At 56.7% G+C, this 26534-nt stretch carries 18 protein-coding genes; 16 read left to right on the top strand and 2 right to left on the bottom strand.

The genetic code is table 11. The features are described from left to right. Positions 1-30: 30 nt before the first annotated feature. Entirely contained in the window at positions 31-2310 is a 2280-nt protein-coding gene (locus tag FYK55_RS02400) for a PSD1 and planctomycete cytochrome C domain-containing protein (protein ID WP_150074447.1), read from the top strand. 93 nt (positions 2311-2403) lie between these two features. Then, on the top strand, positions 2404-3843 hold the full coding sequence (locus tag FYK55_RS02395) for a DUF1501 domain-containing protein (RefSeq protein ID WP_150074445.1): 1440 nt from the start codon (positions 2404-2406) through the stop codon (positions 3841-3843). A 163-nt stretch (positions 3844-4006) separates the two neighbouring features. Here the strand turns inward: FYK55_RS02395 and FYK55_RS02390 are convergent, their stop codons facing one another. Then, positions 4007-4612: a hypothetical protein gene (locus tag FYK55_RS02390; RefSeq protein ID WP_150074443.1), complete on the bottom strand. Its 606-nt coding sequence runs from the start codon at positions 4610-4612 to the stop codon at positions 4007-4009. Positions 4613-4965: 353 nt separating this feature from the next. Between FYK55_RS02390 and FYK55_RS02385 the strand changes: the two genes are divergently transcribed. Together FYK55_RS02385 and FYK55_RS02380 are read left to right on the top strand one after the other, a co-directional pair. Then, entirely contained in the window at positions 4966-7122 is a 2157-nt protein-coding gene (locus tag FYK55_RS02385; RefSeq protein ID WP_161604258.1) for a carboxypeptidase regulatory-like domain-containing protein, read from the top strand. A gap of 531 nt (positions 7123-7653) precedes the next feature. Then, on the top strand, positions 7654-10512 hold the full coding sequence (locus FYK55_RS02380) for a M16 family metallopeptidase (RefSeq protein ID WP_150074439.1): 2859 nt from the start codon (positions 7654-7656) through the stop codon (positions 10510-10512). A gap of 942 nt (positions 10513-11454) precedes the next feature. Here FYK55_RS02380 and FYK55_RS02370 read toward each other — a convergent pair. After that, the gene (locus FYK55_RS02370; RefSeq protein WP_235908362.1) at positions 11455-12228 is read right to left on the bottom strand and encodes a helix-turn-helix domain-containing protein; all 774 of its coding nucleotides are present in this window, start codon (positions 12226-12228) and stop codon (positions 11455-11457) included. Positions 12229-12386: 158 nt separating this feature from the next. Between FYK55_RS02370 and FYK55_RS02365 the strand changes: the two genes are divergently transcribed. The 12 genes from FYK55_RS02365 (at position 12387) to FYK55_RS02310 (ending at position 26533) form a co-directional block, all read left to right on the top strand. Further along, positions 12387-13868, top strand: a complete 1482-nt coding sequence (locus tag FYK55_RS02365; protein ID WP_201743589.1) for a pectate lyase family protein — start codon at positions 12387-12389, stop codon at positions 13866-13868. Between the two features lie 13 nt (positions 13869-13881). Continuing rightward, complete coding sequence (locus tag FYK55_RS02360; protein ID WP_150074635.1) at positions 13882-15288, top strand: DUF1593 domain-containing protein; 1407 nt, start codon at positions 13882-13884, stop codon at positions 15286-15288. Between the two features lie 81 nt (positions 15289-15369). Further along, entirely contained in the window at positions 15370-16449 is a 1080-nt protein-coding gene (locus tag FYK55_RS02355) for a DUF1593 domain-containing protein (RefSeq protein ID WP_150074433.1), read from the top strand. Then, positions 16446-17375 carry a ribokinase gene (rbsK, locus tag FYK55_RS02350; protein WP_150074432.1) on the top strand — a complete coding sequence of 310 codons (930 nt, stop codon included), beginning with the start codon at positions 16446-16448 and terminating at the stop codon, positions 17373-17375. The genes FYK55_RS02355 and rbsK overlap by 4 nt, the downstream gene beginning before the upstream one ends. Positions 17376-17433: 58 nt before the next feature. Beyond that, positions 17434-18819, top strand: a complete 1386-nt coding sequence (locus FYK55_RS02345; RefSeq protein WP_150074430.1) for a DUF1593 domain-containing protein — start codon at positions 17434-17436, stop codon at positions 18817-18819. 371 nt (positions 18820-19190) lie between these two features. Beyond that, positions 19191-20273: a zinc-dependent alcohol dehydrogenase gene (locus FYK55_RS02340; RefSeq protein ID WP_235908360.1), complete on the top strand. Its 1083-nt coding sequence runs from the start codon at positions 19191-19193 to the stop codon at positions 20271-20273. Positions 20274-20353: 80 nt separating this feature from the next. Beyond that, entirely contained in the window at positions 20354-20761 is a 408-nt protein-coding gene (gene rbsD / locus FYK55_RS02335) for a D-ribose pyranase (protein ID WP_150074426.1), read from the top strand. Positions 20762-20812: 51 nt separating this feature from the next. Then, positions 20813-21808: a D-ribose ABC transporter substrate-binding protein gene (locus tag FYK55_RS02330; RefSeq protein ID WP_150074634.1), complete on the top strand. Its 996-nt coding sequence runs from the start codon at positions 20813-20815 to the stop codon at positions 21806-21808. Positions 21809-21810: 2 nt separating this feature from the next. After that, a complete protein-coding gene (locus tag FYK55_RS02325; RefSeq protein WP_150074424.1) occupies positions 21811-22506 on the top strand; it encodes a DUF2291 family protein in 696 nt (231 codons plus the stop codon). Further along, on the top strand, positions 22503-24059 hold the full coding sequence (locus FYK55_RS02320) for a sugar ABC transporter ATP-binding protein (RefSeq protein ID WP_150074422.1): 1557 nt from the start codon (positions 22503-22505) through the stop codon (positions 24057-24059). Before FYK55_RS02325 ends, FYK55_RS02320 begins: the two co-directional genes overlap by 4 nt. A gap of 27 nt (positions 24060-24086) precedes the next feature. Beyond that, a complete protein-coding gene (locus tag FYK55_RS02315; protein WP_150074421.1) occupies positions 24087-25064 on the top strand; it encodes an ABC transporter permease in 978 nt (325 codons plus the stop codon). A 17-nt stretch (positions 25065-25081) separates the two neighbouring features. Next, a complete protein-coding gene (locus FYK55_RS02310) occupies positions 25082-26533 on the top strand; it encodes a nucleoside hydrolase-like domain-containing protein (RefSeq protein ID WP_235908359.1) in 1452 nt (483 codons plus the stop codon). The last annotated feature ends 1 nt before the right edge of the window (position 26534 follow it).

The raw sequence follows: 26534 nt of genomic DNA, 5'->3' as shown, positions 1-26534 counted from the left end.
ACTTATCCGATTGATCCCCGCTCCACCCTCATGGCAGTTTGGGTTGGACTGTTCGGCGGGATGGCGTTCGCGCAAACGGAACCGGCCGGCCGCAAATCCGTTGACTTCGTGCGTGAGATTCAACCGATTTTGCGAGACCATTGTTACGAGTGCCACGCCGGAACCACGGAAGAAGCCGGTTTGAATCTGGGTGTCAAAGCCAAAGCCATGCGGGGAGGCGAAAGTGAGAAGGCAATCGTTGCGGGAAACGCCAAAGAGAGTCTGCTGTTCCAATTGGTATCCGGAGCCGACGAAAACCGCTTGATGCCGCCGGACGGAAACGAACCGCTCTCGGAAGAACAGATCCGTCTGCTGCGAAATTGGATCGATCAAGGCGCGACGTGGCCCGACCAGACGGACATCGTCGACCCGAAGCTGCAACGAGCCAGAAAGCATTGGGCCTTCCAACGACTCGCGCAGACGACCGTGCCCACGCCGCAGTCCAAGGACCACTGGTCACGGGGACCGATCGACCGGTTTGTGCGGCGGAAACAGCAAGACGCCGGGCTCAGTCCTTCGAAACCCGCCGATGCGCGCACACTGGTGCGACGACTGTACTTTGACCTGATCGGATTGCCCCCGGCTCCACAACAGATCGATCAATTCACCCTCGCCCACTCGAAAGACCCCGATTCGGCGGTTCGGAACCTGGTGGACCGGCTTTTGGATTCGCCTCGATATGGCGAGCGTTGGGGGCGGCACTGGTTGGACGTGGCGCGCTACGCGGATAGCGACGGGCAGGAAGCCGACATGGACCGTCCGCACGCGTACGTCTATCGCGATTTTGTGATTCAGGCGTTCAACGACAACATGCCCTACGACCAGTTTGTGCGCTGGCAGATCGCCGGTGACGAGTTCGAGCCGGAAAACGACGATGCGATCTCCGCCACCGGATTCCTAACGGCTGGACCGGCCTTCAAATTGCCCGATTCGTTCCTTGAAAGTGAACGGCTGTTGAATCGCTACAACGAGCTGGACGACGTGATTTCGACGCTGGGATCGGGACTCTTAGGAATCACGGTCGCGTGCGCCCGCTGTCACGATCACAAGTACGACGCGTTCTCGGCAAAAGAGTATTACCAATTGCTGGGCGTGTTCCACAGTGGCGATCGCGTGACCGCGAAACTGCCAAGCGGGAAAGAAGGCTTTTTCTTTCGGGACTTTGACCACAAGCGTCGCACGACCTGGTTGTTTCGCCGAAGCGATTTTTACGATCGAGAAATCGAAGTCCCAATCGGTTTCCCCGCGATGCTATCCTCCGGCGCGGACGCCGATGAATACTGGCAGAGGGCAAAGGATGCTTATGCCCAGATCGGAGAGGCAAAGAGCACCTTGCAGCGTCGTGCCCTTGCCGATTGGATTACCGACACGCAGCAAGGCGGCGGAGCGCTGCTGGCGCGAGTGTTCGTCAACCGAGTGTGGCACCATCACTTCGGCAAGGGACTCGTGGGCACGACCAGCGACTTTGGCGTTCGCGGTGACGCGCCCATCCACCCCGAGCTGTTGGAATACTTGGCCAAGGAGTTCGTTGACGGCGGATGGAATCTCAAAGCGTTGCACCGCGAAATCCTGACCAGTGCGGTTTGGCGACAGGGCAGCACACGCGAAGCGTCCGATCAACGGGGGCCGGAAATTGACTCCGCCAACCACCTGCTTTGGCGGATGACCCCACAACGGCTGGAGGCCGAAGTCATCCGCGACGCCATGCTGGCAGCCAGCGACACCCTCAACCTGCAAGCCGGCGGCCCCGGATTCAAACCTTACATTGCTCCGGAAGCCAATCTGGCGAGGAACATCAAGGGCGAAGGCTATCCCAAAGACGCCCCGGACGACGCAACCACACGGCGCCGCAGCGTTTACATGTTCCACAAGCGTCTGATTCCCTATCCCATGTTCCAGGCATTCGATCGCCCGGACCTGATGACCAGTTGTGCTGCCAGACAAAACACGACCGTGGCCCCCCAAGCCATGGTGATCTTGAACGACCGCTTTGTGCGTTCGGTGGCGCGCGACTTCGCGGAGAGGCTGGTCCAGAGCCCGCCGGATGATTCGCTTCCAGCGAAAAACGATTTGCGGCCGATGATTGAGACCGCTTTTGAGATCTCCTTCGCCCGATTGCCCACGGAAACCGAAATCGAGACTTCGATTCAATTCATCGAATCACAGACCCGGGCACGGACCGAACGGGAGACTCCCGATCCGCGACTCCAAGCGTTAACCGATTTTTGCCAGACGCTGTTCGGACTGAACGAATTCATCTACGTCGACTGACTGCGTTGGATCGACGTCCCCTCCGCATGGATCGCAGTCGCAACTGCGAATTGACCGAAAGCCAAGATTCACTTTTGATCGAGTCCACCTGACATGACGAAGAACACCCCGTTATTCCCCTGCGGTCGCATCGGGAAGGTGACCAGCCGCCGCGAGTGGCTTTGCCGAGCGGGTGCCGGGGCGGGAATGATTGGCCTGGCCAACCTGTTTTCAGAGCAGGGCCTCTTGGCCGCAACGCCGCCGGACGGTTCGTCTGATCCGGTGACTTCGCTGCGTCCGCGCCAGGGTCACTTTCCCGCCAAGGCAAAGTCGGTCATTTGGCTGTTCATGGAAGGCGCCCCCAGCGCCGTCGACATGTTCGACCGCAAGCCAGAACTGGACAAGCGAGACGGTCAGACGACGGACATCCAGGCGTTCTTTGGCAACCCGGGACCGTTGATGAAGTCGCCGTTTTCGTTCAAGCAGTATGGCGAATGCGGGCAGTGGGTCTGTGACAAGTACACCCATGTCGCCAAGCATGTCGACAAGCTGGCGTTCATCAAGTCTTGCTACAGCGAATCGAATGACCACGTGCCCGCGATCTACCAAATCAACAGCGGACTGCCTCGGCCCGGCTTTCCAACCGCCGGAGCATGGGTGACGTACGGCCTGGGGAGTGAAAACCAAAACTTGCCGGGTTACGTGGTGATGGGCAACACGCAGGGTGCCAAGGGTGGCCCGCACAACTGGGGTGCCGGCTTCCTGCCGTCAACGTTTCAAGGCGCGCTGTTCCGATCGCAGGGAGCGCCCGTGCTGAATCTGACCCGGCAACCGCAAGTCAGCAAGCAAGACCAACTCGCGCAACTTGACTTGATGGCCAAATTGAATGACGAACACCTGCGGCGGCACATGCGTGATGCCGAGTTCGCCAACCGCATGGACTCGTTCGAATTGGCGTTTCGGATGCAGAAAGAGGCCACCGACGTGGTGGACCTTTCGCGAGAGACCCGGCAAATCCACGAGCTGTACGGAATCGACAACCCGCGTTCCAAATCATTTGGTTCCAAGTGCCTGATGGCGAGGAGACTCGTCGAAAGTGGCGTGCGATTTGTGCAGGTCTACAGCGATGGTGAGTGGGACGCGCACGACAACCTGGATGAAAACCACACCCACCATTGTGCAGCCACCGACGTTCCGGTTGCCGGCCTGCTCACCGATCTGGAGCAGCGTGGACTTCTCGATTCCACGCTCGTGATCTGGGGCGGCGAATTCGGCCGCATGCCGATTTCGCAAAACGGAAAGGGACGTGATCACAATCCGAAAGGATTTCTGCAATGGATGGCCGGTGCGGGGATCAAGGGAGGTGTCAGTTACGGTGCGACGGACGAGATCGGCTACGAAGCCGTCGAGAACCGAGTCAGCGTGAACGACCTTCACGCCACGATTCTCCACCTGCTCGGACTGGACCACGAGCGGCTGACGTACTTCCACAACGGCCGCAGCTACCGGTTAACCGACGTCGCCGGCGAAGTGATTCAGGAGATCCTTTCCTAATCCCGCTGAACGCGGTGCGACGGCTCACGTGCGGGGATTCGGGCGGCTTGCCGGCCCAAACCCTCTGAATCGGCACCAGCGAGTCCCGCTCGGATGAGAATGGCAACCGGCCCCCGTCGGGACGAACGCCGACGGGAACTTTGGTCGCTTGTTGCCTGGACCGTTAGAAGTTGAAAGTCCGTACGGTCGGCGAAAAGATCAATCTGCCATCGTAGCCGCCATACTTGTCGTCCAGATGCCGATCCCCGGTTCCGAAATCCATCATCTTGGGGGTGGAGTAAAATTTGTAGCTTCCCCATTGCCAATAGGCGCGAAAGAGATCATCTCCTCCGCCTTCGCCGTAAACGAACAAGTTGGCATTGAGTCCCGTGTCGCCAGGATAGATATCATCACCTCCGCCACCCGCCAAGATGGCGACAACCAGATTCGGCTTGGCATCAAACAGCCCCTTTCCCTGAAAATTCTCTTCGAGATGGATGACCTCGCCGAAATCACCTCCGTAGATTTCAATTTGTGTCACCGCATTGAGGTCGATACTCGGAACTGGATTCTTTGAGGTCGCCGTTCTGATATTCGTTGCCGTCCCATTCACCAGCGCGATGACTGTGTCACCGTTGGGCCCCAGACCCGCTCCAAGGCTTGAATTCCCGTTGCCCTGCTCAATCGTGAGCACGCCGTTGGCGAAACTCGCGGTTTGTGCGTGGGCGGTGGATACGCTGAAAAGCGCGAGTCCCAAAACCAATGCGGGTAATGTCTTCAAAATCTTCATGTCGTCACCTTGTTCTGTTTGCGGGATACTGAAGTGCACCAGTTGCACGGACTGCCAAGCGCGACAACGACGGATCTGTTACTCGAATGTCTGGTCTCTAAGGTTGCAAAACCTCGCGGCGTCCGTATCCGCTGACCGGTAAATTGATCTCGAAATCCAGCGGAACCTACCGGATTGCAATCTTGTCGTGACGGCTACAGCTCTTCGCATGGATGCCGGGCGGCGTGTTACAATCGCCGGGTCGATTCCGACTTTGACTTATTGGGGGTAGCACAATGGTCGGCAAATGTTTTGGCACGGCGGATTCCGCCGCCGCGTCTTCCGGTTGCGTCCGGTCGGTGTTTTCAACAGGAATGGGATCCGTTCGGAATCGGTCCCTGTTTTCTCCTGGGGTCGTCGGTGCACTCGCCTTCACCGCTTTCACCATTGCGCTCGGAACACCGCTTCACGCGGCAGACGACAAACGCCAAGAAAAGCAAGAACGGACGTTGGTCGCCGGGACGGTCGTCGATGTTGGTGGGAAGCAGAGCGTCGGAGCCCGCGTTTGGTTGATCGATGGAGGCAAAGGTCTGACACTTGCCGAAGCAGCTTGCGACGCGTCGGGGCGTTTTGAACTGTCACCACAGAAATCTTCGTCCTACCTGGCCATGGTTTGCTTCTTACGTGCCGAGTCAACCGATGGAAAGGCGATGAGCCTGGCGCCGATCGGCACCGTCAAAGACGGGCAATTTGTCTTTCCCGAATCGCAATTCGAGTTGAAGTTGTCTCCGATCATTCGGCCGAAGATTGCCATCCAGAATGCCGGCGGGAAGCCGGTAAAAGACTGCCCGGTCATCCTGCAGGCCGGCTTTTTCAAACTTTTACTCAGACAAACCACCGGACCGGATGGGATTGCAACTTTCAAAATTCCCACCGCGGCAACCGTTTCGCAATTGTACGCCTGGAAAGACCGCGTCGGGTTTGCCTTTCGATCTTACACGCCCGACCCCAGAGGTAACGCTGCAAATTCGGAAGCTCCCCCAGACTTCGATCCAGAGCGAACGACATTGCGGCTTTCGGGATTTCGGAGCGTGAAAATTCGATTGGTTGACGGCGACAACCAACCGCTTGAAGGACACACTATTTACCCCTGGTTGATAAACTCGCCCGAACGAGTTTCCGCGATCAATCTGTCCCTGATGCAGCATGATTTCACATCGACGACCGATGAAGATGGAGTGGCCCAGTTCGACTGGATTCCGGACTGGCAGACGCGAATGATGACCTTTTGGAATTCCGGGCAGCCCGGATGGACACATCGGCGCGTCACCGTTGATCCGAATGCCGTCCCGGCCGGTGGCGGCATTCACGCAACTTTAAAAATCGAAAAGCTCATCCCGTTCTCCGGACGTGTCATGGATCAACAGGGGAACCCGGTTCCCGACGCGACCGTGACGCTCGCCGGAGAGCATGGCGAACGCCACTCTTCAACGCCTCGGACGGACGCTCAGGGTCGATACGAAATCAAGGTTCCGCCCAGGATGAACTTCCTGATCACGGCGAAGCAGATGTCCGGCGACAGGACCGTTGCGATCGCCGACACGATGGTCGGATTGGTGATAGACAAGCCGGTTCAAGCTCCCGACCTGGTGCTACGCAAACCGACGATTGTTTCCGGTGTCCTGAGGTCCTCGGATGGCGATCCGGTGCCGGGCGAGAGAATCATTTCTTATCACTATGGCATGACGTATTCCGAACTGCCCGCCCAGTTGCAGCAACAACTCTCCCGACCTCGCGGCCAAATGCAGCCGATCGCATTTAACGACGCCACGACCGATGAACAGGGACGGTTCGAGTTTGCTCTCGGCAACGGCAGTTACGATTTTCGCCCGCCCAACCAGAAGTCTGCCAAAAAACTGGACATCACCGATGGCGAGCCGCAATCGATTGAGCTGACGTACGAAAAAGAAGAAGCCCCCCAAAACACATTTGAGGGGCAAATCGTTCTGCCCGATGGCACGCCGGTGGAAGGGATTGTCGTCGAAGCGGTGACCGAGAACTATCGCCACGGATGGAAAACCACCACGGACAAAAACGGCGAATTCTCCGTCCAGGAATATGGTGGCCGAAAGTCAATCCGAGCGGTCACCAAGGACCAGACGCATGGGGCAATCGTGTCGGTGGCAGAGAACGAGTCGAGCCAAACCGTGACGTTGCAGCCCACCTGCGGCGCGCGTTTGACGCTGTTGGACAAGCAAGGCGATCCTGTCGCGTTCCGGATGATCAAGCTTTCCGAAACAGTCTACCGATCGCCACGTGGGAGCTTTCGGACTCGGTCATTTGGCACGGCCAAAACCGATGGCGAGGGCGTGGTCGAGTTCACCCGGTTGATCCCCAACGTCACGTACCGCTGCTACTTTGCCGATCACGAGCGTCTGGGACGTCGTCAGATTCTGGCCCGCTTCGAGGTTCAGCCCGGCGATGTCTATGAGGCCACTGCGAATGTCACCGTGGATCGGCCGGAGCCCTAGCCGCCTGTCAATCGCGACCGTTCGGCCGTGGAGCCGTCACGCCCGGATGCTGCAGAAAACGGTTGTTTCCCTGGTGAACCATAGAAACGACCCCCAGGCGAGGCGAACGGAGGGTCAAGTTTTAGAAAGGCTTGTCTACTAACACGGCAGCGCCACTTTGCGTGAGCCGCGTGTTGCTAGCCGCGGGTCTTCTCGCACCAACCGGCGGCTAGCGCCTTGCCGCTCATTGCACTGCAAATCTCGGTGGTTTGATTGAAAGTGGCGCTGTCGAGCTAAGCACTGCTTAGGCAGGTTCAGTGAGCCAGATTCGCGCTTGAAGGTCAACCAAAAGGAACACCGCGGTATCACCCTTCCACAGGAATCGGGAAACGATTGAAGGCTGCTTAAGAGCGACAAACACGACCGTAGCCGCGAAAATGTCGTCCAGTTGCTCAAGTTGCTTTCATCCGATGTCGGCCACCGGAGTGGTAATACACGGTTCCCAATTTCCGTCAAAAAAAAGAGGCAAATTTCAGGATCTCGAGACAAAACTTGAGCTTGGCGGCATCCTCCCTGTGGAGTCAAACCACAGAAACTTCGCGCACGAAACTCACGCTCGAGTCGGTGTCGCCTTTGCGATACCCTGCACGTCTTGGATATCTACTGAAGGAGAAGGTTTTGCGGATCAACAACCTCGGCACTGCAGGTGTTCTTTCCACACGCCTGATGCTTTCCATCGCATGTTTATTGACCGTTCATGCGAGACTCGCAGGCGAGATACCGGAACCGGCATACGAAATCGAGGGAGTATCGGAATACCAGTTGGACAACGGACTGAAGGTGCTTTTTGTGCCGGATTCCTCGATTCCTACCCTTACCGTCAATGTCATCATTCGCGCTGGCTCGCGTCATGAGCCGTATGGGAAAAAAGGTATCGCCCATCTCTTAGAGCACATGATGTTTAAGGGGACGGTCGCCTTTCCCGACGTCCGAAACGTCATCCGACGAAACGGTTGGTCGATGCAAGCTTCGACGTGGAATGACTTCACGAACTACGAATCAACCATGCCCGGCACACGCGAGAATTTAGAAAAAATCATCCACTTTGAGGCGGATCGCTTCGCCAATCTCCGGTTGACGCCGAGTCAGCTCACCGAGGAACTGAAGATCGTCTTGAACGAAAACACCAACGCGAAAGCGAGTCCAGAAAACGTTCTGACTGAACAGATGCTTTCTGTGGCGTTCCCTTGGCACAACTATGGCCGAGCGACGATTGGAAATCAGGGCGACCTCAGCAAGATGACGGTGGACTCTCTGGAAGCATTTCGTCGGACGTACTATCGGGCCGACAATGCAACGATTGTACTGGCAGGAAGATTCGAACCACAGTTGGCGATGGACAACATCCAGACGCACTTCGGTGGACTCAAGTACCCTGAACGCGCACCCCCAATCGAATCGACGGTTGATCCTCCACAGTCCGGTGAACGTCGAATCACGGTGAGAGGGATGGCCGGAAAACCGGTCGCAGCGATTCTTTACCACGGGCCGGCGGGAGCTCATGAAGACTTTGCCGCATTCGAGATCTTTCTCAGTGCAATGATGGACACGACACCTGGCTACCTTTGGGCGCAAGAGCGGTTTCGATCGGCTGCCCTAGTTTCACCCGAGATCCTGGGAGATGGACAGCTCTGGGGACGAATCTCAGGTTTGAAGCAACGCGGATTCGTCGAGCTGTATGGGACGATGCCGACCGATTCGGCTCCGGAACCGTTGTTGGACGAGCTTGTCGCTGCCACCGAGCACTTTGCCGAGAAAGTGACACGCGCACAAGTGCGATCAGCGAAACGCCGAGTTCTTGCCAGAATGCAGAGTCAGCTGCTTGATCTTAGAGAGTTCGCGGTTGAGCTTCGCTACTGGGAATCCCTTGGCGATTGGCGTTTGTACTTTCTGCATCGCGACCGAGTCAAAAACGTTCGCGTCGAAGATGTGCAGCGGGTCGCCAAGCGATATCTGCATCGCGACAACCGAACGGAAGGACTTTACTTTGCCCGGAGCGAGCCCGTATTGACGACAATTCAAGAGCCGCATGTACCACCGGAGTCTTTCGATGGTTTTCATCGCGAGAGCACGATTTCGGTTGGCGAATGGATTGAGCCGGAGCCGCTAGCGGTTGAAAGCCGGGTGATTCGCCGTTCGTTTCCCAACGGAGTGAAGGTAGCGTTGTTGCAAAAAAGGACACGCGGGTCGATGGTGCACGCGAGACTAACATTCCGACTCGATAGCACCGTAATGCCAGTGGTAAACACGGGCGCACTGTTGTTGCTCCCAAAGCTGATCACTTCAACGAACGCGAAAGCGGCCGCGCGCCTACGCGTCCCCGGATCGGTCGGACATGGAACTACTTTTGGCAGTACGACGGTTGATGGACTCAGCATCACCATTCGCTCACAGAAGGAGCATTTCTTGACGATGCTCAAACGACTCGATCATTTGCTTAGCGAGCCTTGTTTTACGCAGGAGGAATTTGAAACGCTCAAACGAACGAACGTCGCCTCGTTGGAGCGTCGCTCGAGACTTCCCTACCCCTCAGCCAATGAACACCTGCGCCGAATCGGAGCGAAATCGCTACAGGAGGAGTTGGACTCGCTGAAGTCTCTCAGATTCGCTGAGATTCTTGACTGTTACCAGCAATTGACCGGTAGCGTGCATGGTGAGTTTGTAGCAGTCGGTGAATTCGAGCCGGAAACAGTTATCGCGAAAGTCGCACCACCACTGGACCGTTGGCAGTCGGAACGTGAGTTTGGGCCTCCCGATTCATATCAAGTTGAACCCGAGTCCACGGAACTGCAAATTGACGGGAGTCCGTCGGCATGCATTGCGGGTGATCTCTATATCCAAGTCGGCCGGGACCACCCAGACTACGTCGCGCTGTTAGTTGCGCATCGAGTTTGGATGCTGCGTCGATTGATTCCTCGGATCAGCCAGGATGTCGGTTTGTCATACTATTACTCGAACTCCCTCCAGCCGCTGCCGGGCACGAATCAGTCCCGAGTAAGCTTGCGAGCTACCTGCGACTCAGTAAGACTCTTGGAGTTGAAACGAGCGATTGCCGATTCATTTGATTCTCTGCATTCAACCGAGATCACCGTCGACGAACTTAGTCTCGCAAAGGAGCAATTGGCGAATTCATCGCGGATGAAATTTTGGAGCGACAAATCACTGCTTTCTAGCCTCGCAGAAACAACGAGCGAAGATCGAAGCTTTATCTACGAATCTAACCTGACGCGGCGAATCAATGAGGCAGGGTTGGCCGATGTGCAACAGGCAGGCCAAAACTACTTGAATTTCGATCAAATGGTCATCGCTGTAGCTGGGGACGTCGCGCTGACAGCAGACCTAGATCAATAAGGACGCCATCTTTTCGTCATGTCGGCTGCATCACGGACGGTGTCGAGGGCGTCCCCACATGCACGTCAGTCGGATCAGGAAATCGTACCGCGAATCTTCGACATCCATCTGATGGCGGTCGCCGACACGCCTCCAGTCGCGGCCCGAAATCGACGCTCCGGTTGCATCGACCGGATGATCCAACGGAGAGCAACCCGGATTCGGTCACCGGAGCGTGCTGGCGGCATGCCAAAACTCGCGTCGGTCTACATCACCTCCGCGCCGAAGCAGAATCGCATCGTGCTGGAGGTTGGTCCACCCGAAGCGTCCAAGACGCGTCTCAATCTCGCTATGTTTACGGCAGCTAAATCCCCCTACTCATTTCTCTGTTTGCCAAGCTGCGGAGTACTCAATGATGACAATCTCTCGTTTCAAATCCTGTCACCACGACTTGAAATCAAAACGGCTCGTCGCATAGGTTTGCGGCGAGCTGTTTCTCTTTGAATTGCAACGGCTTACACGGTTTCCTCTTTCCGCGTTGACGGTTCAAACGGACCCCGCAAAAGTCGCCACTCTAGGCAGTCGTCCTTTGTAACTTGCTGGCTCGGAACCATTTAGCGAGTTCAAATCCCGTCGCCATCGTCGCCGTTTGTTACTCGGATTAGAGCCCTGATTGGGGAGCTTGACCGGGGTTTGGTCTCAACTCGATTCGCGAACCCTCGACCGCAAGATTGGTTTGGGTGAAGGTTTCGCGTTTTTTCGGTCGCTGCTGTTGACTCCACAAGAAATGGTTCGAGTCCAGTCAAACGGCTGCACCAGTCTCACTACGATCCAACGGCTAGGTGCTGCCACGATTCGAAAGCGCCAAGCAAGCAAACGGCGTTTGAATCGCGTTGCCTCCATACACGCATTCATGCCGCAGCCAGTGATGCGTCCACCTCAGATTCGGATCTATGTTCTCGGCTAATCGTCGATCGACAGCGTCTGAACGGTTGGATGGTGGGACTTGCGATAGTCCCTTGGCGAGCAGCCGCATTCCGCCTTGAAGGCCTCGTTGAATCGGCTGAGGCTTTGAAAGCCCGAATTCATGGCCACGTTCAGGATCGTATCCTCAGTCGTGACCAGCAATCGTTGTGCATGCGAGATACGGTGTTGAACGATGAACGCCGTCATCGTTGTTCCGAACGCTTTGCGGAACAGGTTCATGGCGTAATTGGGATGCACTCCGTGGGCTTCAGCGATGATTTGCGACGTCAGAGGTTCCTGATAGTTTTTCGCGATATAGCAGGCCAACTGATCGGCCCGGGACAGTCTGGACGTTGTGCCCGCGACGGCTGCGGGACTCATCCCACGGGCGAATCTCAGGAGGCGAGCCTGCACTTCTAGGCGTGCTGCGCGTTCCAGCACCGGGTCAGCACTCATCAGGTCTTCTTCCCATCTCTCAAATGCGATGCGATCCGAGCCATCCTCAGCTGAATCGGTCAAGAGCTCTCCCTCGAGAACTCGGTGCACCAGGCTGGAGTCGACGCCAGCTCGCAGGAACTCACTGAGCGGCAGCGTCACGACAAAGTAAGGAGCATCCCCGTCGAATGCCACGATCTGGTGCGGGATGGCCGCCCAGAAGATGGCGAGATTCGCTGCACGAATGGTGGTCCGGCTGCCGCCCAGGAGGTACGTCAGCGACCCGGACATCATGAAATTCATCTCAATCTCGTTGTGACGATCCGGTCGGGGCATGCGACTCGGCTTCCACCGTTCACAGGTGAACCCGTAAGGTGAGAACTCGGAGCGAGAAGTGTCGAATCGTTTCATCCCTATTAGAATACCGTGAGTTACGCATCGAAAACAGGAGGAACTGCGGTCAAGTCAGGATTACCATTCCACTCACTACCCATTTGCCGATCGCAACCATCGAGGATTTTGGAAAACATCCCCGGCGGTTCCGCGTTGGTGCTAAGTCAGAGAGAACCAAGATGATGCTCAACAACTCACGATTGCACTTTCCCCTGACGTGGATTTTCGCCATCGCCCTTTCGTTGATGGTGTCGCAACCGATTCATGCCAACGGTGTGCCAGCGTTTCCAGGTGCGGAAGGGTATGGCGCGCTGACCACCGGTGGTCGCGGCGGCCGAGTGATTGCGGTCACCAACTTGAATGCCTCGGGTCCAGGCAGCCTTCGAGCCGCGTGCGAAGCTGAGGGGCCGCGAATCGTTACCTTCACGGTTGGAGGAACGATTGATGGCGACATTAGGATCAGGAACGATCACATCACGATCGCGGGTCAGACATCTCCTGGTGACGGGATCACGATCAAAGGCAGTCTCGGCATCGACGCCAGCGATGTCGTCATTCGGTACATCCGCGTGCGGACAGACCACGAGGGTGACGCAATCGGCGGACGATACCGGAAAAGCATCATCATCGATCATGTGTCGGCCAGTTGGAGCACGGACGAGGTGTTTTCTCTGTATCACAACGAAAACGTCACGCTTCAATGGTGCATGATCACAGAAGCTTGTGCGAAGGCGGATGGATCACATCGCTTCGGAGGCATCTGGGGCAATCAGTACGGCACGTATCACCACAACCTCTTCGCTCACAACGACAGTCGCAATCCACGTTGGGCATCGGGTTGTGGGTACAACGATTACCGCAACAACGTGCTGTTCAACTGGGGCTATCAAACCGCTTACGGCGGCGAAGCGAAGCAAAAAGGTGATCGGCGCCAACCACCTGTCGAGTTTTCGACAATTAACTTGGTAGCCAACTACTACAGACCCGGGCCCGCCACACGATCCAATGTACGAGACCGCATTGCCAATCCCTCGGCCCGTGACGACGGCGATTTCGGAAGTTGGTATGTGGCGAAAAACTATGTCGACGGTTCTCCCGGAGTGACCGCCAACAATTGGTTGGGCGTTGACGGCAAATCCTTTACGAAGCTGGCATCGCCGTGGGAGGCGATGCCCATTCGTGAGCAAACTGCTAAGGATGCGTATCTGGCTGTCCTTGAACATGCAGGCTGCTCGTTGCCCAAGCGTGATTCGATCGATGCCCGCATCATTGAAGAAGTTCGCAATGGCACAGCGACCCGCGGCAATAACGGAATCATCACTACGCCGAATGAAGTGGGGGGCTGGCCCACACTGCAATCTGCGGAGGCGCCACAGGATTCGGACAACGACGGCATGCCCGACGAATGGGAAAGGAAGCACGGCTTCAATGCGAACAATGCGGGTGATAACTCGTCGGACAAAGATGGCGATGGCTACACGAACGTCGAGGAGTATCTCAACGGTACCGATCCAACTCAGTTCGTCGACTACATGAAGCCCGAAAACAACATTAACGCTCTGGAGATGTCGCGTGACAAATAGTGTGCAACTCATCATGAAGGTTCGTCTGGGACTCGTGGTGCTGGCATCGATAGTAGTCGGACAGACCGCTAATCTGATCGCTGCGGAAAAACCGCGCGTCATTGTCACCACCGACGGGGAGATCGACGACCGATGCTCGATGGTCCGGTTTCTCCTCTATGCCAACGAATGGGACGTCGAAGGCATCATCCTATCCAGCTCCCAATACCACTGGAAAGGTAAAAGTAGCTGGGCGGGCGATGGCTGGGTCCAGCCGTACCTGAATGCCTACGCAAAGGTCTATCCAAACTTGATCAAGCACGACCCGCGTTATCCCACACCCGAGCTTCTTCAGAGCCGGACTCTGCTCGGAAACGTGAAGGCAGAGGGGGAAATGGACGAGATCACCCCTGGTTCGCAGCGGATCGTCGAGGTCCTGCTGGATGAGTCAGACCCTCGTCCAATCTGGATTCAGGCGTGGGGCGGGACGAACACCATCGCACGGGCACTGAAGATGATCGAAGAGCAGCACCTTGAACGAATGGCCGAGGTGGCGAGAAAGATCCGCTTCTATTTAATCTGGGAGCAGGATGAGACTTACCAAAAGTACATTCGGCCGCGCTGGGGCAAATACGGCATCCAGACCATCATCTCCGATCAGTTCCTCGCCATGGCGTACGACAAGCAGAGAAAGGCCATACCTCGGGACATGGAGCGTTACTTTTCGGCGGAATGGATGAACCAGAATTTACTGCGGAGCCGCGGTCCTCTGCTTGCGCTATACGAAGCGCACGAAGACGGACGTTTCCGGTCTGAGGGGGATACGCCCTCGTTCCTGCACACGATCCCGAACGGACTGCGCAGCGATGAATCACCGGTATGGGGCGGCTGGGGTGGGCGATTCGTGAGGGTCCGCGAGAACACCTGGCTCGATCCTGTATCGGAGCCGGGCTACCAATATCCCGAAGGCCGGTGGTATACCGGTTCAGCATGGGGACGCAGCAGGTTGAAGAAGGAAATCCCCAACGATGCGGAACTGACCGCGTATCTCAAACCTCAGTGGCGTTGGATTGATGCCATCCAGAACGACTTTGCCGCCCGAGCAGACTGGTGCGTCAAGGATTTCCAAGCCGCCAATCACCATCCCGTGGTCATGGTTGCTGGCGAGTTGACGCGCGACGTGAAGCCAGGCGAACCGGTCGAACTCACCGTCAAAGCATCAGATCCCGACGGCGACAGATTGAACTTTCTCTGGTGGCAATACGTTGAAGCTGACTCCGCGCAGTCCGCTGTTTCCATCGCTAGCAGTGAGTCCGAGGATCAGGCAAGCTTCGTAGTTCCGAACGAGCCCGGCAAACAGATCCATATCATTCTCGAAGTGACCGACAGCGGCACGCCGTCGCTCGTTGCCTATCAACGGATCATCTGCAATATCCAATAACGTGGGGTAGGCATCCTGCCTGCCAGTTCAATTTATTCTGCAACACAAGCTGGAATTTCACGTCACAGTGAGTTTCGCATCATGAAAAGATTCCTGATCCTATTGATGTTGGTCGCAGCTGTAATGGTCGGAGTAGCAATCGCAGCGGACGAGCGGATAGCCAAGACAAATACGAATCACGTCAGCAACACGAAGCGACTCCGAGTCGTTGTCACCACCGACTTTCCCCCAATCGGAGTCGTGAAAGAGAGTGACGTCCCCAACGATCAGAAGAGCGATCCGGATGACATGCAGTCGATGGTCCGCTTTCTGCTTTACGCCAATGAGTTTGACATTGAAGCACTGATCGCCTCAGCGGGGACTTTCGCCAATATCGCCCGAAAACAGAACATCCTGGATGTGATTGATCGTTACGCACTGGTCTATGAGAACCTGACACAGCACGATCCGCTGTACCCAACTCCAGACAAATTACGCGGTGTCACATTCGAGGGACGCAGTGGCACGTGGGGGAAGAAGGGGATCGCAAACATCGGCGAGGGACAAGATAGCGAAGCGTCCGATGCCCTCATTGCAATCGTCGACAAGCCGGATTCCCGACCGGTCTACGTCAGTGTCTGGGGTGATTGCAGCGTCGTGGCGCAAGCGGTCTGGAAGGTTCAGCAAACGCGCACCCCTGCCGAGTTGACAACGTTTTTGAGCAAGCTTCGTATCCATCAGATCGCGACACAGGATGGCACTATCGACTGGCTGCGGGACAACTTCCCGCGCCTGTTCATCATTCATTCGGCGAAGACTTACCAGGGGATGTTCGGCGGTCGTGACCCGGTTTCTGATCTGTCCTGGCTGAATGAGCACGTGCGCAGGGGACACGGTCCACTGTGTGATGTGTATCCCCACGAAGGGATCGGCTGCACCGGCGTCTGCGAAGGTGACTCACCGGCGTTCCTGTGGCTCGTTAGTGCTAACCGTGGTTTGAACGATCCCGACGATCCGACTCAGGAAAGCTGGGGTGGGCAGTTCAAGAAGGATGGTGAGAAGAATCACTTCGTCGATGGTCCAGGTCCGCCGTCGATTTCCAAATGGCGCGCAGAATTCCAGAAGGAGTTTGCCGAGCGTGCTGACTGGTGCGTGAGCAATTCAGGAGCGAAGTTGAAATGAGGCCCAGCATCTGTGTCATCGGTTCGGCCAACATTGATCTGACGTTTCGCACGCCGCGATTTCCGCAGGGGGGCGAAACGCTGACGGGTCACTCCCTGCATCAGGGAATGGGTGGTAAGGGAGCGAATCAGGCGGTGGCGGCGGCCAGGCTGGGTGCGGACGTCACTTTCGTGGCCTGCGTCGGCAATGATGCGTTTGGAACCGAAGCCATTCGCCAGTATCAGGCGGATGGCATCAACACAGACTATACCCGACAGGACAACGACAACCCGACCGGCACAGCGGCCATCGTCGTCGATGATCAGGCAGAGAACTGCATCATCGTGATCCCCGGCGCAAACGCTTCATTGTCAGCTGCGGACGTGAGGAAGGCTGCGAAAGCGATCGAGCGGGCTGACGCTGTGGTCTGTCAGTTGGAGACACCACTGGATGCCACGCTGGAAGCGTTCCGCATCGGTCGGGCTGCGGGCAAGTTGACGGTCCTCACACCGGCCCCAGTCGTCCCACTTCCCGATGAACTGTTGGAACTGTGTGACGTATGCGTTCCCAACAGGACCGAGATCGAAGTTCTGGCGGGCCGAGCGGTGAACAGTCACGACGATGCGCACGCAGCGGCCAAAGTGCTAATCGCTCGCGGAGTAAAGTCGGTTGCGCTCACGATGGGAGGCGGAGGCGCATACGTCGTGGACGGCTCAGAGGCAGTGCATATTCCCGCAGTGAACGTCGACGCAGTTGACACGACGGGGGCTGGCGACGCGTTCGCTGCCGCGTTGGCTGTTTCATTGTGCGAAGGCCGATCACTCCGCGAATCTGCTCACCGAGCCAGCGTGGTCGCAGCACTGACCGTCACGCGGATTGGCACGCATGCCGCTTTTCCCCGTCGCACTGAAGTCGACAAAGTGGGACAAGCTTCCAGCTTGCCGTAACCCATAGAAACCATACTCATCGCAAGCTGGAAGCTTACGCCACGAAGGTCAAAACCCCATGAAAAACTTCACTCTCACAATTCTGACGATCGTGATTCTGTCCTCCAATTCAGCAGATTGCCATGCGGAACAACTCAAGCCGCGCGTTGTGGTTCTGACGGATGTGTCGACCTGGGAAACTGATGACAGCGAGTCCCTTGTGCGACTGATGGTCCATGCAGACCTCGTCGAGATCGAAGGACTTATATTTACAACGGGTTGGAGTCTCGACAAGACGCGTGATGACTTCATGCAGTTGATCCACAACGCCACCGATGCCTATGAAAAAGACCTGACCAATCTTGCCAAACGATCTGAGCAAACCAAACACTTGGAGGACGAAACGCGGCAGTCAATTGGTTATTGGCCTAGCCCGGAGTACCTGCGCAAGCAGACGATGTTCGGTAGCAAGAAACGTGGGGCGGAGCACATTGGCGAAGGGAACGATTCACCGGGCAGTGAATGGATCATCCAACTAGCCGATGAAGACGATGAGCGTCCTTTGTGGATCACGGTGTGGGGCGGAGGCAACACGCTGGCACAGGCGATCTGGCGAGTCAAACAGGATCGAAGCGAAGCCGAACTGAAAAGGTTCCTCAGCAAACTGCGGGTCTACACGATCACGGATCAGGATCGCGAACAGAAGACGCCATTTAGCGACAGTTCCCATCAATGGCTGCGACGTGAGTTTGAAAGAGATCTCTTCTTCATCTGGGACGAATCTGCCTGGAAGTACCAGAATGGAACCGGCAAGAAGAACTGGTCGGAGTATGAGACGCACATCCAAGGTCACGGACACCTGGGCAGCGTCTACCCGAAATACAAGTACGGTGTCGAAGGCGATACTCCCGCCTTCCTGCACCTGCTGCCCACCGGACTAAATGATCCGAACGTGCCGACTCACGGCGGCTGGGGCGGTTACTTTGCCTGGGGGAAAGGCGAAGACAACGAGACGTCCTGCTTCACCAACTGCCGCGACCCACAGTACAGCATCTGCCGCAAGCTTGAAGACCATTTCTATGCGGCCACGTTCAACAACTTCGCCGCGCGTATGGACTGGGCCAAATACGGAACGGGCAATCGGAACCCGGTCGTCGTCATCGACGGTGATGTGTCGCTGAGCATCCTGACCAGAAAGTCTCCATCGGGGACGATGGTCACACTCGATGCCTCTGGTTCGTCTGATCCCGATGGCGACCAGTTGACCTTCCACTGGTGGGTTCTGTCGGCTGCCGGGACGTACGACAAGCCAGTGGAAATCTCGGGTGGCAATTCCCGCAAAGCCACAATCACGATACCGCCCGATTCAGCCGGAAAGACATTTCATGTGATCTGCGAGGTCCGCGATGACGGCACGCACAACCTTTCTGGCTACCGCAGAATCGTGTTCGAACCTGTCGAGTGATGTCGGTGGGGTAAGTATCCTGCTTGCCGGGCTTTCGTCATCAGCATGGTTGCAATCTAGGAGTTCGCGCCGCCAGTGAGCGGCATTTCCCAGTCCTACTCACCTTATGATTCCGTGATTACTAATCAGTATTCAGGAAGATTTTCCGAAAAACTACTGTCACAATTGCAACCGTACATCCCAATTGGCGAGGGTCCGAGCCACAACGACGGACCGCAGTACCGACCGAAACGAACGAGGCTCAACACATGGCTCAAGTAACTGAAGAACGACCTGTCACGATGTCAACTCCGGGGAAAACGACTCAAGTCCGTGCCGTTTGTATGACCGCACCCGGTAAAACCGAGATGCGGACTTATCCATACCCGAAGATGGATCACGACTCGGCGATCGTGAAGGTCGACATGTCGGGGATCTGCGGCACTGACAGGCACATCTTCAAGGGCGAAGCGACTGAACTGCGCGGCAAGTCGATTTATCCGTACATCGGCGGTCACGAAGTCATCGCGACGATCGAGGAGATCGGCGATAACGCTGCTCGCGTCATGGACTATGACGGTCAAGTACTCAAGCCCGGTGACCGTGTGGCAATCGCGGTCGAAGTGAACTGTGGCGAGTGCTGGTACTGTCGCAATCAGTACAACAACAAAACCTGCGAGAACCAACTACAGGCTTACGGTCTGCATCCGAACGCTGATGTAGCACCTCACGTTCGCGGCGGCTTTGGCGAGTACATGTTTCTTCGTCCGCGGACACATCTGTTCAAGATTCCTGAAACCATGGCGACAGATGTCGCGGTTTTCGTTGAAGAGATGGCGGTAGCCTTCCATGCTTTGGCTCGCGCAAGCGTTCCATTTGCGCCGGTCAACGAGGGTTTTGGACCGGGTATGTCGGTCGCCGTGCTGGGCAACGGACCGCTGGGAATTCTTCACGGCGTAATGGCTCGGATTCAGGGTGCCGGATTGTCGATTGCCACGGATCTGTCTGATCTGCGGCTCGGCATCGCCAAGGGGTTGTACGCTGACGTAACGATCAACGCGGCTAAGGTCGACGTTGAAGAGCGGATTCAGCGCGTGAAAGACATGACGGAAGGCGTGGGGCCGGACCTCGTTATCGAATCAGCCGGGGAACCAGAAGCGTTCGTCGAAGCGCTGCGAATGGTTCGCAAAGGCGGGACCGTGATCGAAGTCGGCAACTGGGTCGACCTCGGGAAAACGGTTCCACTGGACGTGATGCGTCACATCAACTCGAAGAACCTGCACATTCATTCGGTCTTCCATTGTGGAACGAATTGGCGCCCAGTGTTGAAGGTGCTGGAGCAGCAATCAGATCGCTACGACTTCACTTCGTTAATCACACATCGATTCAGCCTAGACGAGTTGGTCAAGGACTTTGGATTGGTCACCGACTTCGATAAGTGCTGCAAGATCGAAGTCGTTCCGCATAAGAAGTGAACCCGTGGGGCAAGCATCCTGCTTGCCGTTCAGGTCCGTGTTCTTAATAGCAAGCTGGAAGCTTACGCCACGAGACGCCAATGAAACGAACCAGATTACTCAACAGTGAACTCAGCTACGCGATCAGCCGCGTCGGGCACACAGCGTCCATCACGGTGTGTGATGCCGGACTACCGATCCCGGCCGATGTGAAACGGATTGATCTGGCGATCGAGCGTGGATATCCGTCCTTCGTCAAAACGCTGGATGTGATCCTGAGCGAAATGATGGTGGAAGAAATCATCGTAGCCAGCGAAATCCATCTGAAGAACCCGGAAGTGTTTCAGGCGATGATGGACATTTGTCAGCAACATGAGATGCAGCCCGTGGTCACAGAGGTTCCGCACGAAGAGTTCAAGCGGCTGACACAAGACTCGGAGGTGATCGTCCGGACTGGCGAATGTACTCCCTATGCGAACGTGATTCTTAAGTCAGGTGTGGTATTCTGAGGCACAATAAGTGCTACCGTTAATAGATACAGAGTGAAACTCATGAATCGAATGCCAGTTTTTCCGCGAGTGATCGCTTCAATCGCGGTGCTGTTGCTTGTGGTGACTTCCGGTTGCGGCGGCAATACTTCGAATACCGGAACATCTCCAAAATCAGAAAACTTGGGCACAGGGAACAAGCCGCGTCGCGTCGCAGTGATCATCTCGACGCTGAACAATCCTTGGTTTGTCGTCCTGGGTGAGACAGCTCGTGATCGCGCCATCGAACTTGGGGACGAAGCCACGTTGTTCGATTCGCAGAATGACACGGCAAAGGAAGCCGCGCATTTCGACAACGTCATTGCTGCGGGCTACACGGCGATCATCTTCAATCCGACCGATGCCGATGGATCGATCGCCAACGTCAAACGCGCCAAAGAGGCAGGCATTCCGGTCTTCTGCATTGATCGCGAGATCAACTCCACGGATGCCGCAACGGCACAACTACTGTCAGACAACTACTCCGGCTGCGTTGAACTTGGCAAGTACTTCGTCGAATCGGTTGGCGAGGAAGGAAGCTACGTCGAACTCCTGGGACTGGTCGGAGACAACAACACGTGGAATCGGTCGAAAGGATTCCACAGCGTTGTGGATCGGTATCCGGGCCTGAAGATGGTAGCCCAACAGAGTGCGGACTTTGATCGCAACAAGGCAATGGAAGTCATGGAATCGATCCTGCAGTCTCAGGACGACCTTGACGCAGTCTTCTGCGGCAACGATGCGATGGCAATGGGGGCGTATCAGGCCCTGCTGGCAGCGGGCAAGGCGGATCAGGTCAGAGTCTTCGGCTATGACGGTTCCGACGATGTGGTGACGTCGATCAGCCAAGGGAAGATTGCTGCGACGGTGATGCAGTATCCGAAAGTGATGGCTCGAACAGCGGCAGAGTACGCGCACGAATACCTGGCAAACGGCAAGCGAGACTTTGAGCAAAAGATTCCGGTCAATGTGGACCTCGTCACGCGGGAAAACATCGGCGACTTCACCGGCTTTGGCAGGAAGGAGTAGGTGTGGCTCGCAGGCGGTTATTCCTGTACGGGGGACTCCTTATCGCCAGCGGCATTGCTTGCTGCTTCTTTCCGCTGTTTCACATCCGTCCTCTGGGTGGAGAACGATCGGCGACTGGTCATCAATCCAGAGTTGCTGATGAGTCCGCTCCTGCCAATCCAGCCGAGTTCGCGGAGAGTTTCTGGGCCGGACCACTGCGAGAAGGCGAAGTGGCTACCGACGTCACAGCTCTATGGAAAGCGTTCGAAGCAGATACTTCCAGAGCACGCAGCGAGTACGGGAACCAGGCGGGACTGGGAGGAGCGTGGTACTTTTGTGTGCGCGGGCGCGGCATCGTTGAGACTGTGGAGAAGAACTGGTTAATCCTCGCAGTCGCCGGGGATTCGCGCCACGTGCGTCTTGATCTGGGTGTCGTTGTCGACAACACCGTGCGGGAATCCCTCGGCGTAAAAGCCAGCTCCTTCGCCAACTCCCAGGATTTCAATGCGGTCTCTGCCGAGCTAAATCGCCGAGTTGAGCAGAAAGTCATTGCACCGAACCGGCCTCTGCTCAAGCCGGGTGTTGAAGTGGAGTTCGTCGGTTGCGCCAGGATTGGAGGACAATCTGATCTCGATCCAATCCGTTTGATTCCGATTCGTTTGAGTGTAATTGCCAACGGACATTCCACGGGAGCCGACGATGGGGGACCGGCCCCATGATTCGCCCTTCGACCGCAAACCAAGTCGTGTTGGCTGCGGAGGGAATCGTCAAGCGATATCCCGGCGTGCTGGCATTGAATCAGGTTGACTTTGCAATCAGGTCTGGAGAAGTCCACGGCCTGATCGGCGAAAACGGGGCCGGCAAATCGACGTTGATGCACATTCTCGCAGGAGTGGCGCAACCTGATGAGGGCATCATTCGTCTGGACGATGAACCTGTTCGTTTCGCAAATCCGCGTGAGGCGATGGATCGGGGCATCTCCCTGGTTCACCAGGAATTGAACCTCGTGCCCTGGCTGTCGGTGGCAGAGAACATCTTCCTGGGACGCGAACTGGTCTCCGGTCTGGGACTGATCCGGTCTAGCGAACAAAACCGACAATGCCGAACACTGCTTGCCGATCTGGACGCGACGATCGATCCTCGCAGCGAAGTGCACCGTCTGCGCGTGGGACAGCAACAGGTCGTTGAGATCGCCAAAGCCCTCAGTTCACGTGCCCGCGTGATCTTTATGGACGAGCCGACTTCGGCCATCAGCGATCAGGAGGTTGAATCTCTCTTCCGCCTGATCCGCTCGCTCCGAGCCGCCGGGATTTCGATCGTCTACGTCTCGCACAAGCTGGATGAACTCCTGAGGGTCAGTGATCGCATTACGGTGCTGCGTGACGGTCGACTTGTGGAGACGCTGGAGGCCGCAACGGCTGACCGGGAAACGATTGTGCGACTCATGGTTGGACGCAAACTCGAAGATCTCTACGTTCATTCCCCCGCCATTCCTGCTCGCAGCGAACGTCTGCGAGTCAACCGTCTGACGATGATTTCGAGGAAAGCACGGCGACCGGCAGTGGACGGCGTCTCCTTTTCCGTCCGTGGCGGAGAAGTCTTCGGCATCTTTGGGCTGATGGGTGCGGGCCGTACTGAACTATTGGAATCGATCTTCGGCCTCCATCCTACGCGGACGACAGGCACAGTCACGATTGACGGCCAGCCAAGCGACATTTGCTCGCCGGAGCAGGCATTGAACAGTGGCCTGGGACTGGTTCCGGAAGACCGTAAGCATCAGGGTTTGATCCTGGGAATGAGCGTGGAGCAGAACATCAGCCTGTCCAGTCTGGCGGAGATCGAGTCCGTGGGACTGCTGAATGCGCGGCGGGAACGAGAACACGCACAACGTTACGTGGAACAGTTTTCGATCAAGACGCCAACAGTCAAGCAGCCTGTCCGTACGCTCAGCGGGGGCAATCAGCAGAAGGTTGTGCTCTCAAAAGTTCTGTCGCGACAGCCGGGAGTCCTGATGCTCGATGAGCCAACACGCGGCATCGACGTCGGCGCAAAACGTGAGGTCTACTCCCTGGTCGATCGCTTGAAGCGCGAGGGGATGGCGATTGTCGTTGTGTCTTCCGAACTGCCCGAACTGCTGGGCATCGCCGATAGGGTCATGGTGATGTGCGAAGGACGTAAGACCGCTGAATTCGACTGCTCGGTCGCTAACGAGGAGGTTCTGATGCAAGCCGCTGTTCCAGGAGCGGACGCGGAGGTGGAAAGAGGGAAATGAGTTTTATGTACTGGTCGAGCACTCATCATGTCTGACAAACTTACCATCTGGCAGCATGCCAGCCGGCTTCAACCGCTGCTCGTCCTGATCCTCATGATCGTGGCGATGAGTCTGTTGTCGGATCGCTTTCTGACGGCGGCCAACGGCTGGAACATCATGCGGCAGATTTCGGTCAACGTTTGCCTGTCGATTGGCATGACGATGGTCATTCTGTCCGGGGGAATCGATTTGTCTGTAGGATCAGTGTTGGCGCTTGCCGGCGCAATCACCGCCGGATTGATCAAGTCTGCTGTGCCCATGCCGTGGCTGGGCGTCGAACTGCAATTCACCACTTGGGGAGCGATCGTCTGTGGATTGATCGTGGGCTGGTTCCTGGGCTGGTTCAACGGGCAGATGATCACTCGCCTGAAGATCCCTCCGTTCGTGGCCACACTCGGGATGCTCAGTATCGCACGCGGGCTGACCATGCTGTGGACGAAAGGATTTCCCATCACCGGCCTGGGAGAAGGATTTGCGATCCTGGGGACACGGACGGCGTTGGGAGCTCCCACTCCGGTGTGGATCGCTGCCGGGCTGGTGGGTCTGTTTGTTGTGATCACGAAAAAGACGCGACTGGGGCGTTCCATCTATGCCGTTGGCGGCAATGAACAGACAGCACGATTGTCCGGACTGAACGTGAATCGCATCAAAGTGATCGTCTATTCACTCGCGGGCGTTCTGTCGGCTGTGGCCGGGCTGATCATGACATCGCGGTTGGACTCTGCTCAACCGAACGCTGGGATGGGGTACGAGCTGGACAGCATCGCTGCGGTTGTGATTGGGGGAACATCGCTTTCCGGTGGACGTGGTTCCGTCCTGGGTACTGTCATCGGTTGTCTCATCATTGGTGTGCTCAATAGTGGATTGGTTTTATTGGATGTCTCGCCGTTCTGGCAACAGGTGGTCAAGGGGAGCGTGATCCTCGTGGCTGTCGCTATCGACCGCATGCGTGAGTCCGGCGAGTGAACTCGGAAAGATGAAACATGAAAATGTTGAATAGGACTGGACTAACAAGATTGCTCTGGAGATGTGCGTTGCTCTTCGTTTGCGGTCAGTTCGCTATCGCTTCAGCCGCAGAAAAGCCGCGCGTGTTTGTCCTCACGGACATTGAAAACGAACCTGATGATGCCATGTCGATGGTTCGCTTCCTGACTTACGCGAACCACTTCGAGATCGAAGGTCTGGCGGCCACGACGTCCATTCATCAGCAGCATCGCGTCGCGCCACAGCGAATTCGCAGCATTGTCGAGGCCTATGAAAAAGTCTGCGATCATCTGGAACGGCATGAGCCAGGCTTTCCTTCGGGTGCGTCGTTGCTCGATCGCGTCACCGAAGGACTTCCGGTGTACGGTATGAACGGGGTCGGCGATGGCAAAGACTCCCCTGCCTCCGAGATGCTGATCAGGGCGGTCGACAAAGATGACCCGCGACCTCTGTGGGTCACAGTTTGGGGCGGCCCGAACGTGCTGGCGCAGGCTCTCTGGAAAGTGCGGAAGACGCGATCGCAGGCAGATCTGAAGAGCTTCGTCTCGAAGTTGCGGGTCTACACGATTTCGGACCAGGATGACAGCGGGCCGTGGCTGCGCGAACAGTTTCCGGATTTGTTCTACATTGCCAGCCCGGGCCTTCACGCAGGGGGTGCATACCACCATGCCACCTGGAGCGGCATCAGCGGCGACTACTTTCACGGGCGCTTCGTCGGGGCCGACTTCACGCTCGTGACCAACGAATGGCTCGATGAGAACGTCCGACAAAAAGGCCAACTCGGAGCCGAGTATCCACATTGGGAATATTTGATGGAGGGCGACACACCATCGTTCCTAAATCTTATCACGAACGGCTTGAGCGATCCCGAGCATCCGGACTGGGGCGGTTGGGGAGGTCGCTATGAGTTTTACACACCGCGAATGCAGAAGTGGTTCCTGCAGGAGGAAACGCGGCCCTTCTGGACCAACGCAGCTGATGAGGTGCTAGGGATCGACAACCGCTGGCATACGGACAATCACGCCACGATCTGGCGCTGGCGCGAAGCGTACCAGAACGACTTCGCGGCACGGATGGACTGGACGATCAAGCCGTACGAGGAAGCCAACCATCCGCCAGTGCCGAAACTCGGCCACGCCGATCGGCTGACTGCAAGGCCGGGCGAGGAAGTCCAACTGAGTGCCGAAGGTTCAACTGACCCTGACGGAGACGCACTGTCCTTCAACTGGTTCTACTACGGCGAAGCAGGCTCGCTGCAGACCTCCAGCGGGACAACCGGCCAGCCCGTCGCCATCAAAAACTTCGACCACGTCAAAGCTTCGTTCATCGTTCCGTCAAAGCGCGTGATGCCGCCGGGCACGGGCACGATGCATGTCATCCTCGCGGTCACAGACCATGGAACTCCGAGATTGACGCGTTACCGCCGCGTGATCGTCGATGTGGAGAACTAGC

The organism is Roseiconus nitratireducens (genome assembly GCF_008629675.1).
Classification (GTDB): domain Bacteria; phylum Planctomycetota; class Planctomycetia; order Pirellulales; family Pirellulaceae; genus Stieleria; species Stieleria nitratireducens.
Note: the sequence above shows the minus strand (reverse complement) of the source record. Positions and strands in the feature narration are given on the sequence as shown.